The sequence below is a fragment of the Thermocrispum agreste DSM 44070 genome, from assembly GCF_000427905.1.
Lineage (GTDB): Bacteria > Actinomycetota > Actinomycetes > Mycobacteriales > Pseudonocardiaceae > Thermocrispum > Thermocrispum agreste.
In genome coordinates this window covers 382,726-394,848 of record NZ_ATYX01000005.1, presented here as the reverse complement: position 1 = coordinate 394,848, position 12,123 = coordinate 382,726, and the positions used below count along the sequence as shown (strand labels likewise).

Annotated in this window: 13 protein-coding genes and 1 pseudogene; 1 reads left to right on the top strand and 13 read right to left on the bottom strand. The window is 70.0% G+C overall.

Features of this window, described 5'->3' with window-relative positions; all coding sequences use genetic code 11:
• Window positions 1–12: 12 nt before the first annotated feature.
• Window positions 13–150 (top strand): annotated as a pseudogene (locus tag YWY_RS24970) (VOC family protein); the annotation flags it as partial.
• A gap of 335 nt (window positions 151–485) precedes the next feature.
• Here YWY_RS24970 and YWY_RS19685 read toward each other — a convergent pair.
• The 13 genes from YWY_RS19685 to YWY_RS0101750 form a co-directional block, all read right to left on the bottom strand.
• Window positions 486–644: a hypothetical protein gene (locus YWY_RS19685; protein ID WP_156899051.1), complete on the bottom strand. Its 159-nt coding sequence runs from the start codon at window positions 642–644 to the stop codon at window positions 486–488.
• Window positions 645–673: 29 nt separating this feature from the next.
• Window positions 674–2,176 carry a right-handed parallel beta-helix repeat-containing protein gene (locus tag YWY_RS0101805; RefSeq protein ID WP_028846234.1) on the bottom strand — a complete coding sequence of 501 codons (1,503 nt, stop codon included), beginning with the start codon at window positions 2,174–2,176 and terminating at the stop codon, window positions 674–676.
• Window position 2,177: 1 nt separating this feature from the next.
• Window positions 2,178–2,831, bottom strand: a complete 654-nt coding sequence (locus YWY_RS0101800) for a phosphatase PAP2 family protein (protein ID WP_028846233.1) — start codon at window positions 2,829–2,831, stop codon at window positions 2,178–2,180.
• Between the two features lie 77 nt (window positions 2,832–2,908).
• The gene (locus YWY_RS19680) at window positions 2,909–3,193 is read right to left on the bottom strand and encodes a hypothetical protein (RefSeq protein WP_051309484.1); all 285 of its coding nucleotides are present in this window, start codon (window positions 3,191–3,193) and stop codon (window positions 2,909–2,911) included.
• Window positions 3,194–3,400: 207 nt separating this feature from the next.
• Window positions 3,401–3,751 (bottom strand): hypothetical protein, encoded by a 351-nt coding sequence (locus YWY_RS23915; protein ID WP_156899049.1) that lies wholly within the window; start codon window positions 3,749–3,751, stop codon window positions 3,401–3,403.
• Window positions 3,752–3,832: 81 nt separating this feature from the next.
• Entirely contained in the window at window positions 3,833–4,093 is a 261-nt protein-coding gene (locus YWY_RS23910) for a hypothetical protein (RefSeq protein WP_156899048.1), read from the bottom strand.
• 86 nt (window positions 4,094–4,179) lie between these two features.
• Window positions 4,180–5,169, bottom strand: coding sequence for a GHMP family kinase ATP-binding protein (locus tag YWY_RS0101780; protein WP_028846230.1), 990 nt, complete (start codon window positions 5,167–5,169; stop codon window positions 4,180–4,182).
• Window positions 5,166–5,873 (bottom strand): nucleotidyltransferase family protein, encoded by a 708-nt coding sequence (locus tag YWY_RS0101775; RefSeq protein WP_028846229.1) that lies wholly within the window; start codon window positions 5,871–5,873, stop codon window positions 5,166–5,168. Before YWY_RS0101775 ends, YWY_RS0101780 begins: the two co-directional genes overlap by 4 nt.
• On the bottom strand, window positions 5,870–6,988 hold the full coding sequence (locus YWY_RS0101770) for an NAD-dependent epimerase/dehydratase family protein (protein ID WP_028846228.1): 1,119 nt from the start codon (window positions 6,986–6,988) through the stop codon (window positions 5,870–5,872). The genes YWY_RS0101775 and YWY_RS0101770 overlap by 4 nt, the downstream gene beginning before the upstream one ends.
• On the bottom strand, window positions 6,985–8,130 hold the full coding sequence (locus YWY_RS0101765; protein ID WP_028846227.1) for a glycosyltransferase family 4 protein: 1,146 nt from the start codon (window positions 8,128–8,130) through the stop codon (window positions 6,985–6,987). The genes YWY_RS0101770 and YWY_RS0101765 overlap by 4 nt, the downstream gene beginning before the upstream one ends.
• 21 nt (window positions 8,131–8,151) lie before the next feature.
• Entirely contained in the window at window positions 8,152–9,363 is a 1,212-nt protein-coding gene (locus tag YWY_RS23500; protein WP_028846226.1) for an HAD-IIIA family hydrolase, read from the bottom strand.
• Window positions 9,360–10,598: an O-antigen ligase family protein gene (locus tag YWY_RS0101755; protein WP_028846225.1), complete on the bottom strand. Its 1,239-nt coding sequence runs from the start codon at window positions 10,596–10,598 to the stop codon at window positions 9,360–9,362. Before YWY_RS0101755 ends, YWY_RS23500 begins: the two co-directional genes overlap by 4 nt.
• Window positions 10,595–12,115: a right-handed parallel beta-helix repeat-containing protein gene (locus YWY_RS0101750; protein WP_028846224.1), complete on the bottom strand. Its 1,521-nt coding sequence runs from the start codon at window positions 12,113–12,115 to the stop codon at window positions 10,595–10,597. The genes YWY_RS0101755 and YWY_RS0101750 overlap by 4 nt, the downstream gene beginning before the upstream one ends.
• Window positions 12,116–12,123 lie beyond the last annotated feature (8 nt).

Below are 12,123 nucleotides of genomic sequence, written 5' to 3'. Positions count from 1 at the left end.
CTAGGCGGCCGGATGGCTGAGGTACGACAGTCCCGGGTCACGTTCGATTGCGCCGACCCGAGAGCGGTGGCGGAGTTCTGGAAGGCTGCCTTGGCCATGTCGACCCGCCCGCTCTCAGGAGGTTCGGCTGGTGGGACGGCTTCGACGCTTCGCCGCCGTCGGAGGAACAGGGCGCGCTTGCTGGGCGTGCCAGAATCCGCCCGGCGTCGGCCCACGGCGGTTCCTCCGGCGCGTGCCGGAGGGCAAGGTGGTCGAGATCCGCCCGGCACGCCGTCCAGCCGGCCCAGGACCGGCGCACCGTGGACCCGGGACGAGCTTGCCCCTCCCGTTCACCCAGCACCAGCGCACCCGCGCACCCGGGACGAGCTCACCCCTCCCGTTCACCCAGGACCGGCGCACCCGCGCACCCGGGACGAGCTCACCCCTCCCGTTCACCCAGGACCGGCGAGCCGTGCCCGTGGGGCTGGCACCGCAGGCGGCCCCGGTCAGTCCAGGCGGATCTCATTGCCCTCGACGTCCTGCATGGTCAGGCACGACTCGTTGAAGGCGTCCGCGGTCTGCAGGTACAGCTTCTTGCCGTCGAGGCTTTCCAGCCGCGCGCACTCGGCCTCCAGCACCGCCAGCCCCGTGGCCGCGTAATCCACGCCGACACGGATGTCCAGGTGGACGCCGGTCAGGACGACCCGGGGTCCTGCCGGTAGGGCGCTGCCCGCCACTTGTCGAACGTCAGATACCTGCCCGGCTCGTAGCCCACCCACTGCCACGGCCCGCGGTAGCGGTTGTCGTACCACCGGTTGTCCTGGCGGAACGTGATCGCCTGCTGCACCCTGCGCCCGTGGTACGGGGACCACTCCGGCCAGGTCCCGACGTTGGCCACCAGCGCGTGCACGGCACAGAAGCGGGGTTCGCATCCATCGTCCACTTTGTCCGCGTCGAGGATGAACGTGTTGTCGTGGATTCGCAGACGCTGCGTCTTCCACCGACAGTCGTCGTACCACGGTTCACGTTCGATGGCTGACCCGGTGCAGCGGTCGCCCTCGTCCTCGCCGACCAGCAGCGTGCATTCCGACGTGGTGTTGGTGCCGCAGAACCGGTCGGAGTTCTCCCAGCCGACGACCCCGCCCCAGTTGTTGTCGAAGACGTTGCCGGTGACCTCCAGCACCGACGTTCTGGCTTGCACGCGGGGCTCACCACCGGCCTCGGACAGGTAGACGGTGCCGACCGGGAACCAGTCGTCCTGGTCGGCGAAGTCACGGCCTTCCCGCCACGTGTTGCGACGCAGCACGTTGTTGCGAATCGTGGCGTTGTAGCTGATCTCGTAGAAGATCGCCTGCGCGTCGTTGGCCTCGATCAGGTTGTCCTCGATGAGGAAGTCGTTGTTGTTGGTGTCGGCCCAGATCCCCGGCCCGTGGTTGCGGTGGATCCAGTTGCCGCGGATGTCGGCGCCGTCGACCGACCAGAACTTCATCGCGCCGGTGCAGCCGCAGCCGTCGACCTTCGCTTCCCAGTCGTCGGTGTTGTTGCCGGTGAACTCGTTGCCTTCCACCAGCAGGCCGGTGAGCTGGTTGCCCGCCTGGTAGGCGTTGAGCCCGTACTGGCCGTTGTGCGCGACGCAGTTGCCGACGATCCGCTGGCCCGAGCCGGCCATCATGGCCGCCCCTTTGTTCCGGGTGAACGTGTTGTGCTCGATCCGCCATCGGTTGCCGGAGTCGTGGTTGACCACGCCCTCGTCGCGTGGTGCCGCGAAGTTCCGCACGGTCAGATGCCGGATGGTCACGCCCGCCGCGTTGCCGCCGAACGCGTAGCGGTTGACTCCGCGTCCGTCCAGCACGGCGCCGGGAGCTCCGACGAACGTGGTGTCGTCGGCCGGGCCGATCTGGGCGAATTCGTCGTCGCCCAGCGTGTGCGTGCCGGGCGCGAGCCAATACGTGGTGCCGGGGCGGGCGAAGTCGACGTCGCTGTTGTCGCCCGCGGGGACCTCGACCGCTCCCGCGGGTGGCTTGGCCGGCCCCCGCAGGGAGCCGGTGCCGCACACCTTCCCGGCCGCCGCGGCCGGGGTTTCGTGCGATGCCGCCGCGCCCACGGGTGGCGCCGGGGCTCCGCTGTCGGCCGCCACGGCGACGCCGAGCCCGACGGCCACCACCGCCAGAACGATCCAGGGTGCCCGGCCTGCCATGTCATGTCCTTCCCAGCTGCGGTAGATGGTCGATGGCCCAGCCGGTGGCCGGGACGACGACCAGCGCCGCGCACAGCCCGCCGACGGTGTCGGTCAGGTGGTGGGACACGAGCACCGTCTGTGCCCAGCCCATGGCCACACCGCACGCCAGGGCGGACCCCACCGCGACGACGGCGGCCTTCCGGCGATTCGCGGTGATCCGGCTTCCCACCAGCAGGCCGCCGACCAGGCCGACGGCGGTCAGCATCCCGGTGTGGCCGCTCGGGAAGGCCAGGTTGTCACCGTGGATCACGCGGCCGGTGAGCGGTTTGAGCGCCGAAGTCACGGCGACGGTCAGCACCGGCCCGGCGACGGCCAGGGCGGCGAGCCGTCGGTGGCCAAGCAGCCAGCACACGGCAGCGAGCGACGGGATGACGACGACCGCACCGAAGGGTTCGCCCAGCGCGTCGACGGCTACCGCGAGGGCGCGCAACGGTGGCTCGATGGCCGGGCCTTCCACTCCGTCGGTCGGCCACAATCGATGCCCGCTGACGTAGACGGCGGTCAGCGCGCTGAGCACCGTCGCGGCGAGCACGCCGGCGACGGACAGCAGCGGCCGCAACGTCCACGGCAGCGCAGGCGGGGCACCGGGGGACGTCGGGTTCCGGGAATGCATACCTGAACGTCGGAACTGCCGTCCGCCGCGTTTCCGTGCTCGCCGAGCTGTTTTCCGGGGCCGGGAACGGAACGCCTTCAGTGCGGTAGGAGTGTGAAGTAGGGCACGTGCCTCGGCTGCACCGTGTGGAATCCTCGGTTGTCAATCGTCGCCACCGTGGTGACCCGCAGCCGCTCCGCGACGGCGATGACTGCCGCGTCGCTCCCACCGAGAGGGAGATCGGCATACTTCAGTACGAGTTCGGCCATGCGGCGGTCATCGCACTCGACCAGCTCGACCGGAACGAACTGGCCGTCAGCCAACGATCGGAGAAGGCTGGCTTCGACCTGCGCGCCTGCATGTTCACCCAGGTGGCAGCACACTTCGGCGACTGTCGGGGACGGGACGAGAAGCGGTGCCGGACGGGCGGCCTCCCCGCCGTCCGAGCAGCGCTCCGACGGAGCCGGCGAGGGCGGTCGCCGCACTCGCAATCGGTTTCAGCGAGCTCGCCGAACATTGCTACCCACCGGCTGTGATCTGGGTCCCTTGTGAGCGCGGCAGCAATGAGGGGCCGCTGCCACGAACACCTTTCACTTACCGAAATCGTCGCCGAGGAATTCCTTCGCGTGCGCACCGATCGCCGATCCGTCACTTTCGTCACCGGCGAACCACTTGGGTGGCCATTGGCGAGCCTTGGTGCCAGGAACGTTCCCGGACTTCTCTTTGTGGCTGTTGGCCCTGGTGAGCTGGAAAGTGACCGCAGTTTTCACTTCGCGGACAGTGTGGAGGCGTTGCATTCGGCGGCCACCGGTCCGGCGGGGCAATGACACGACCTTGCTGACGGGGGTACTCAGCGCAGGCGTCACCTTTCCCACGACCGTGTCGGTCGTGGTTGCGGTGACGACGTGGTTCGGACCGTCCGCAGAGGCTGCGATCGTCATGCGGTGTCCTGTCGGTGGCGTCATCGTGCCGGTCCGCAACCTGCTGCAGCAGGTCGATGAGTTCGCCGACCCGCTCACGCGTCAGGTAGTAACGGCCATGCACGTCCACCGGCAGCCTCCCACCCAGGTGGGATGGCTCTCTTGCTGTCCGGCCGCGTCCGTTGCGGAGACGACCGGAAGAAAAAGGGCACAGGACGAGGTGGATGCCGTCGGGTTGTTGCCCGACATCGCTCCCAGCTGCACCATGAACTGATTGACTGGTTGCACGAGCAGCGTCGTGGCGTGAGTCCAGCCGACTTTGAGCCGGACGTCGGCCTCAGCGAGGTGTTCGTCCTGGGTCACCCGGCGAGTGTTGCCACGGCGAGCAGTGAACGGCCGGTCGTGGGCGGCGGCCGTACCTGGGCTCGTCCGTCGCTGCGAGTCTCCCGTCAGCCCCAGATGTCCCGGTGCACGTTGAAGATCACCCGCGAGCCCACCGGTTCCAGCTTGATCGGCAGCTCCCGCATGCCGGACAGGCGCTCCCGGACCGCGCGCTGGTGTCCCACCGGGCAGGTCACCAGCAGGAACCCGCCGCCGCCCGCGCCGGTCACCTTGGCGCCGGTCGCGCCCGCCGCCAGTGCCGACTCCACGGCGGCGTCGATGGCCGAGTTCGACACCCCGGAGGCCAGCGTCCGCTTCGCCTGCCAGCCCTTGTGCAACGCCACCCCGAGCGCATCGACCTGTCCTGCCCGCAACCCGTCCGCCGCCTCGCCCGCCAGATCGCGCAGCAGCTCCAGCTGCGGGATCCGGTCGCTGGTGTTGGCGTTCTGCTCCGACAGGATCGTCGTGGCGCTGCGCGTGCTCCCGGTGAAGAACAGCATCAGCTCCGCCTGCAACCTCCGCCGCGCCTCCACCGCCATGACCACCGGCTCCAGCCGGACCTGGTCGCCCGGCCCGAACCGGATGTCGTTCACCCCGCCGAAGGCGGCCGCGTACTGGTCCTGCTTGCCGATCGGTTTGCGGCACCGGTCGATCTCGACGGCACATGCGCGGTCGGCCAGCTCCTCGGCGCTCAGCTGCCGCCCGCGGTAGGCGAACAGCGCCTGCAGCAGGCCGACCGTGACGGCGGAGGAGGACCCGAGGCCCGAGCCAGCCGACGGGATGTCGGCGAGGGTGGTGATCTCCACACCGCCGTGCACACCCGCCATGTGCATGGCCTCGCGCACCAGTTCGTGCTCGAGGTCGGCGACGTGCCGGACGATCTCCTTGCGCGAGTAGTTGACGTAGATGTCGTCGTCGAAGCGCTGCTTGACGATGACGTAGACGTACTTGTCGATCGCGGCGTTGAGCACCCGGCCGCCGTACTGGCGGTAGAACGACGGCAGGTCCGTGCCGCCGCCGACCAGGCCGATCCGCAACGGGGTCTGCGTGATGATCATGACGCGCCTCGCCATTCCCGCCGGGCGCGCTGCAAGGCGTCCGGCGTACCGATGTCGATGAAGTAACCGTCGAGTTCCACCGCCCGCACCCGGCCGGAACGGCCGGCCAGCCGGGGGAGCAGGTGGTGACCGATGTCCGCGGGGATCCCCAGCGGGATGCGGTCGAGGACCGCCGGGTGGAAGGCGTAGATTCCCGCGTTGGCCAGGTTCGACCGCGGTGCCGCGGGCTTCTCCACGAAGCTGTGCACCACGCCGTCGTGCGTCTCGACGGTCCCGCACTGTGTCGGGTCGGCGGCTTGGAACACCGTCAGCGTGGCGAGCGCGGACGCCCCCGCGGCCCGGTGCGCGTCGACGAGCTGGCCGATGTCGAACGTGGTGAGGTTGTCGGCGTTGATCGCCAGGAACATTTCGTCGCCGGCGACGAACCGGCGATGCGCGCGGAGAGTGCCCGCACTGCCGAGCAACTGCGGCTCGTAGGTCAGCGTCACCGCGGGGCCCGTGGTGCGCGCGGACACGTGCCTGCGCACCTGGTGGGCGTGATGATGGGTGTTGATCAGCACCTCGTCCACCCCGGCCTTGGCCAGCGCGTCCAGCCAGATGTCCAGCATCGGCACACCGCCGACGGACACCAGGCATTTGGGCATGTGGTCGGTCAGCGGCCGCAAACGCGTGCCCAGGCCCGCTGCCAGCAGGAACGCCTTCATCCGTGGCTCCTGACGCTGCGGACGACCCCGAGCGAGCGCATGGCGGCGTCCGCCTCGGCCAGCACGTCGTCCAGATCCGGCATGGTCGGCAGCCACGCGGCGTACTCGGCGACCGAGTCCTCCGGGGTGCGCTGGGGCCGCCAGCCCAGTTGCTTGAGCGCGTCGATGTCCGAGCAGATGTGCCGGGTGTCGCCGAAGCGGTACTCCCCGGTCACCCGGGCGCGCTGCTCCGAGCCGAACCGCTTCCGCACGATCTCGGCCAGTTGCTCGGTGGTGTACGCGGTGCCGCCGCCGACGTTGAACACTCGCCCGACGGCCCGGTCGTCCTCGAGCACCAGCAGGTTCGCGTCGACGACGTCGTGGATGTTGACGTAGTCGCGTAACGACTGGCCGTCCTCGTACAGTGTCGGCGCGCTGCCCAGCAGGTAGTGCAGGCTGAAGATCCGGCAGGCTCCGGAGTAGGCGTTGTAGACCGACTGCCGGGGGCCCTGGACGATGCTGTAGCGCATGGCCGTCGTGGGGATCCCGTAGCGGCGCCCCAGGTTGAGCGCCAGCACCTCGGAGGCGTGTTTGGACATGCCGTAGGCGTTCTGCGGGTTGGCCACCCGCTCCGGCGTACGGCACACCGTCATCGAGCCGTCGCACACCGGGCAGCCGATGTCCCAGCGCCCCGCGCGCAGCACCTCGTCGGGCCGCATGGTCGGCAGCTGCTCCCCGTGCTCCGGACACCGGTAGAGCCCTTCTCCGGCGGCTGCTTGCGACGAAGCGACGACGACTCGCTGCAGGTCCAGCCGTTCGGCCACCGCGATCTCGTACAGCGCTGCCACGGAGGTGACGTTGACGTCGGTGAAGCGCGAGAAGTCCGGCAGATAGTCCTGGTAGGCCGCGAAGTGGTACACCGCATCGGTCCGGCGCAGGAGGTTGGCCAGCAGGTCGCGATTGCGCACGTCCCCGATGTAGAGGTCGGCGCCCGGCGTCACGTACATCGGCCTGCCACCCCGATGGACCGGGGCTGTGACGGCGTCCAGCACTGTGACTTCGTGGCCGCGCGCGACGAGTTGGTCGCACGTGTGCGATCCGATGAACCCGGCGCCGCCGGTGACCAGAATTCTCATCGCGACCTCCGGTTCGCATGCACCTCGCGGTAGACCTGCAGGGTTTGTTCGGCGGTGGCCTCCCAGGTGAACTTCGCCGCGTGCGCAAAGCCCCGTTCGCGCAGCGCGTTGCTGTCCTTGGTGGCCTGGATCAGTGCTTCGGCGATCGACTCCGGACTGCCGGGGTCGGCCAGCAGCGCGGCGTCGCCCGCGGTCTCCGGCATGGCGGTGACGTCGGAGGTGACCACCGGGCACCCGGTGGCCATCGCCTCCAGGATCGGCAGGCCGAACGTCTCGTTGAACGACGGATATGCGAACACCTCGGCGCAGCGGTAGAACCACACCGTCTCCGCCTGGGGGATCGCGCCGATCCACACCACGTCCCCGGCGACGCCGAGGCGGCCGGCCAGGTCGTGCAGCTCGCGCACGTAACCGGCGTCGCGGCCCGCCCCGACGACGACCAGCTGCATGTCGTCGCCCAGCTGCGGCTTGGCCCTGGCGAACGCCTCGATCAGGCCGTGGCAGTTCTTGTACCGCCACAACGAGGACACGAACAGCACGAACGGCTTGCGCACCTGGTAGCGGGTCATCAGGTGGTGCCACGCCTGGTCGGGGTCACCGGGCCGGAACCGGTCGTGGTCCACGCCCTCGGTGATCAGCCGCAGCTTCGACTCGTCGACGTCCAGGTACTGCTGCACCTCGGCCTTGAGGCTCTGCGAGTTGATCACGATCGCGTCCGCGGCCCGGGCCGTGTGCGGATAGCTCAACCGCCGGTACACCCGCGTGGGCAGCCCGATCGCGCCCGGCGTGGTGTAGGCGTGCAGCGTCTTGATGTGCGCGACCAGCCCGGGGGCGGGTTTGACGACCGGGGCCAGCAGCGTGTTGAACACGTCGATCCCGGCCCGGGGGAGCCGCACCGGCGCGTAGAGGTGTTCGCTCAGCGTGCGCGGCCAGCGGCGCTCGTTGGACCAGGGGAACATGATGTAGTGCACGTTCGGCCCGTAGCCGGTGTGCAGCGGCCGCATCTTCGGGCTGACCAGCAGGTGCAGTTCCTCGTCCCCGGTCATCCGCTTGGCCATCTCCGGGATGATGCGGGTCCAGAACCAGTGCGCGCCGGACGGATGCGCCGGGTCGTCGGTCAGCAGGTTGATGGCTACGCGCATGGGTGCTTCCCTCCGGGGCGCTCAGAAGGTCGTGGTGGCGACGGCGTCGGCGGGCATGCGCGACTGCCGCACGTACTGGGCGAGCAGGTGCATGCAGGCCTGATGGGTGTCCTCGATGACGCCGTAGTTGGTGGAGTCGACGTGCACCGCAACGGTGGCCCGCCTGCGGGCCGGGCCACCGCCGAACCCGGTCAGCGCGATGGTCGTCATGCCGTGGGCGTTCGCCCAGTCCACCGCACGCACGATGTTGGCCGAGCTGCCCGACGACGAGACGGCGATCAACACGTCGCCCGGCCGGGCCAGCGACTGCAGCTGGTACTCGAACACCTGCTCGTAACCCAGGTCGTTGGCGATGGCGCTGAGCAGCTCGATGTTGGTGCTCAGGCTCTGCACCCGGGCGGTCAGCCCGGTACCGGTGCGGACGCCCTTCACGTGGTCGCACTGCAGGTGATTGGCGATCGAGGCGGACCCGCCGTTGCCGCAGGCGAAGACCCCGGCGTCGCGCGAATACGCGTCGTCGAGGATCTGTGCCGCCCGGCTGATCTGTTCCAGGTCGACGGTGGCGAAAGCGCGCGCCAGCTCGGTGACGTAGGCGCTGCCGAAGCTGTCCGCCCGGTGGAACTGCTCGGCGGGGAACTTCACCGGGGTGGCCTGCGCGGACGCCCGCCGCGGTTCGTCGCCCGTCCGCCCGTCGCCGAGGACGAACCGCACGGCCGCCAGCAGGTCGGGGAAGCACGCCACCTCCGGGTCGAGCGGCGTCGCGGACCCGACCTGCAGCGGCCGGGCGCCCACCGCCCTGGCCAGGCCGATGTCCGCCGGGCTGTCCCCGATCACCCAGCTGCGGGCCAGGTCGAGGTCGAGCGCCCGCGCGGCGGCCAGCGCCATGCCGGGGGCGGGCTTGCGGTCGTTGCTGGTCCTGGCGAACGCCTCGACCGTGCCGTCCGGGTGGTACGGGCAGAACAGCCACTGGTCCACGTGCGCGCCGGCACGGGCCATCTCCGCGGCCATGAACTTGTGCACCTGCTGGACGTCGGCGATGTCGTAACGGCCGCGCGCCACGCCCGCCTGGTTGGTCACCACCGCCACCGGGATCCCCGCGGCGTTCAACGCCGCGATCGCCTCGATCGCGCCCGGGATGAACTCCACCCGGTCGACCGAGCCGACGTAGCCGGTGTCGACGATGATCGTGCCGTCGCGGTCGAGAAGCACACCGGGACGAGGGAGTCGGCTCATGACGCTCCTCCTGTCTTCGAAGCTGTTCGTGCGGTGCCGGGGCGGGAGGCCTGTGGGACCAGCAGGGCGGCGGCCACCGCCAGATGCAGCAGGTACGGGGACGCGTCGGCCAGCCCGGCCTCGGTGTAGGAGGCGACCAGGCAGTACGCGACGAGGAACAGGGCGCAGGCACGTTGCGGGGACGGCGGCCTGGTCACCGCCACGACCAGCAGCGTGATCAGGAACAGGGCCACCAGTGACGCGCCGATCAGGCCCTGCTCGTGGTAGGCGGCCAGCCAGCTGTTGTCGATCGGCAGGCCGCCGAACGACTTGTTGGACAACCCGGTGCCGAACAGCTCCTGGTACAGGGTGCGCGGCTCGGCCAGCAGCGCGTCCCACACCTTGGCGCGGCCGGTCAGCGTGCCGAAGTCGTCCTCGTCCTGGCCGCGCAGCACCCATGCCTGCAGCACGGGCAGGAAGACCACCAGGGCCACGCCTCCGGTGATCGCCCCCACGGTGAACACCCTGCGGGCGCGCGGATTGGTCAGCAGCGACGACAGCAGCGCCACGGTCAGCCCGGCGACGAGGCCGAATGCTGCGGTGCGGGTGTGCGTGAGGAGCAGCACGCCGATGGACGGGATCGCGACGAACGCGGCCACGCTGCCCGGGGTGAGCTTGCTCAGCCACAGGATCAGCACCAGGCCGGCGAGGACCGCGGCGTACTGGCCGACCTGCGGCGCGGTCAGCGGCCAGATCGCGCCGACCAGCCTGCCGTCGTAGTACTCGGGCAGTGCGTGCCCCGGCGAGACGAGCAGCCCGATCACCACCGACGCCACGACCACCATCAGCACCCGGACGTGGTAGCGCACGAACGCGAGCGACCCGTCCCACCAGCGGCTGATCAGCCACAACGTGGCGACGAACCCGATCAGCCGTGCGCACCGGAACAGCCCGCCGAGGCCCGATTCCAGCGGCATGCTCGCGGCCACGGCGACCGCGGCCAGCGCGGTCAGGATGAGCAGGTACGCGCTGGGGCGCACCAGCAGCCGCGGGTTGAGCAGCAGCGCGACGACGAACGCCAGCGCCACCGCCCCCATGGTGATCATCTGCGTGACCGTGCGGGGGATCGGGATGATCGTGTCCGCGCCCTGCGACCCGAGCGTGTTGACGATCAACAGGGCCCACACCGCGCCGACCAGCCGGGGCGGCCTGCCGGTGCCTGCCGATGTGCTCGAGCGGACGTCCTGGGTGGTCATGGTTCCTCCGCCCGGAGCGAGAAGACGCTGCCGCGGTCCTGGCGGTGCGGCGCGGATTGCCAGACGCTCGGTTCCAGCAGCCTGCTGGTGTCGTAGGCCATGAAGCGCCACGGGCCGACGTAGACGTTGTCGTGCCACTCGTTGCCCTGATGCCACGTGATGGCCTGCTGGATGCTCGCGCCGTGGTAGGGCGACCAGGCCGGGGAGGTGCCGAAGTTGGCCAGCACGGCCATCCGGGCGCACAGGTGTTCGCAGCCGAGCTTGACCGGGTCGACTTCGAACCGGTTGTGGTGGATGTCCACCCGCTTGGTCTTCCAGCGGCAGTCGTCGAGCAGCGGCTTGCGCTGGATGGCCGGGCTGCGGCATTGCCTGACGTCGTCGACCAGCAGCGTGCAGTACCCGGACGAGGTGTTGTGCGGGCTGTTGCAGAACCGGTCGGCGTTCTCCCACAGCGTGATGCCCGACCAGTTGTCGGTGAACCGGTTCCCGGTGATGACGAGCTTGTCGGTGCGCGCGGGCACCCGCGGCTCGCCGCCGGATTCGGAGACGTAGACCGCCGCCACCGGGAACGGGTCGCCCTCGGTGACGAACCTGCGCCCGTCCGCCCAGTTGTTGCGCAGGATCGTGTTGCCGGCGATCACTGCGTTGTAGCTGGTCTCGTAGATGATCGCGGGGCCTTCGTTGTCGCTGATGACGTTGTCGCGGATGACGAAGTCGTTGTTGTTGGTGTCCGCCCACAGCCCGGGGCCGTGGTTGTGGTGCACCCAGTTGCCGGTGACGTCGGCCCCGTCCACGGCCCAGAACTTGGCACCGCCGGTGCACCCGCACCCGGCGATCCTGGCTTCCCAGTCGTCGGTGTTGTTGCCGGTGATCTCGTTGCCGTGCACCACCAGGCCGGTGATGGTGCCGGAGTCCTGATAGGCGTTGATGCCGTACTGGCCGTTGTCCCGCAGGCAGTTGAACCGGATCCGCTGATGCGCCCCGGCGGCCAGCGCGGCGCCGCCGTTGTCGCTGATCGTGTTGTGCTCGACCACCCAGTGGTCGGCCGAGTCGTGGTTGACCACGCTCTCGTTGCCCGGCGCCACGAAGTTCCGCACGGTCAGGTGCCGCACGGTCACCCGCTCCGCCTTGCCGCCGAAGGCGTAGCGGTTGATCCCCTTGCCGTCGAGCACCGCGCCGGGGGCGCCGAGGTAGGCGTTGCCCTTCTTCGGCACGATCTGGGCGAATTCGTTCCCGCCGAGCGTGTGCACGCCTTCGGCCAGCCAGAACGTCGTTCCGGCCGGACGCTGCCGGGTCAGTGCGGCCACGTCGTCCACCCCCGGCTGCACCACGACCGCCCCGCCGGGCGGGCTGGCCGGTCCCGGCTCGACCCGGTCGCACACCCTGATCGGCCGCTCGGCCCGATCAGGGGCCGGTCCGCCCGCGGTGCACGACACCAGCCCGGTCACCGCGACCACGCCTGCCAGCACGGCGGCAAAGCGGCCGGGCCGGGGACGGGAAGACGGGCGGACGGGCACGACAGCCT

Coding starts and splice junctions, on each gene's coding strand:
- YWY_RS0101765 (WP_028846227.1), bottom strand. CDS start 8,130: ATGCGCGTAGCCATCAACCTGCTGACCGACGACCCGGCGCATCCGTCC.
- YWY_RS0101775 (WP_028846229.1), bottom strand. CDS start 5,873: ATGAAGGCGTTCCTGCTGGCAGCGGGCCTGGGCACGCGTTTGCGGCCG.
- YWY_RS0101800 (WP_028846233.1), bottom strand. CDS start 2,831: ATGCATTCCCGGAACCCGACGTCCCCCGGTGCCCCGCCTGCGCTGCCG.
- YWY_RS0101770 (WP_028846228.1), bottom strand. CDS start 6,988: ATGAGAATTCTGGTCACCGGCGGCGCCGGGTTCATCGGATCGCACACG.
- YWY_RS0101780 (WP_028846230.1), bottom strand. CDS start 5,169: ATGATCATCACGCAGACCCCGTTGCGGATCGGCCTGGTCGGCGGCGGC.
- YWY_RS23915 (WP_156899049.1), bottom strand. CDS start 3,751: ATGACGATCGCAGCCTCTGCGGACGGTCCGAACCACGTCGTCACCGCA.
- YWY_RS0101755 (WP_028846225.1), bottom strand. CDS start 10,598: ATGACCACCCAGGACGTCCGCTCGAGCACATCGGCAGGCACCGGCAGG.
- YWY_RS23500 (WP_028846226.1), bottom strand. CDS start 9,363: ATGAGCCGACTCCCTCGTCCCGGTGTGCTTCTCGACCGCGACGGCACG.
- YWY_RS0101805 (WP_028846234.1), bottom strand. CDS start 2,176: ATGGCAGGCCGGGCACCCTGGATCGTTCTGGCGGTGGTGGCCGTCGGG.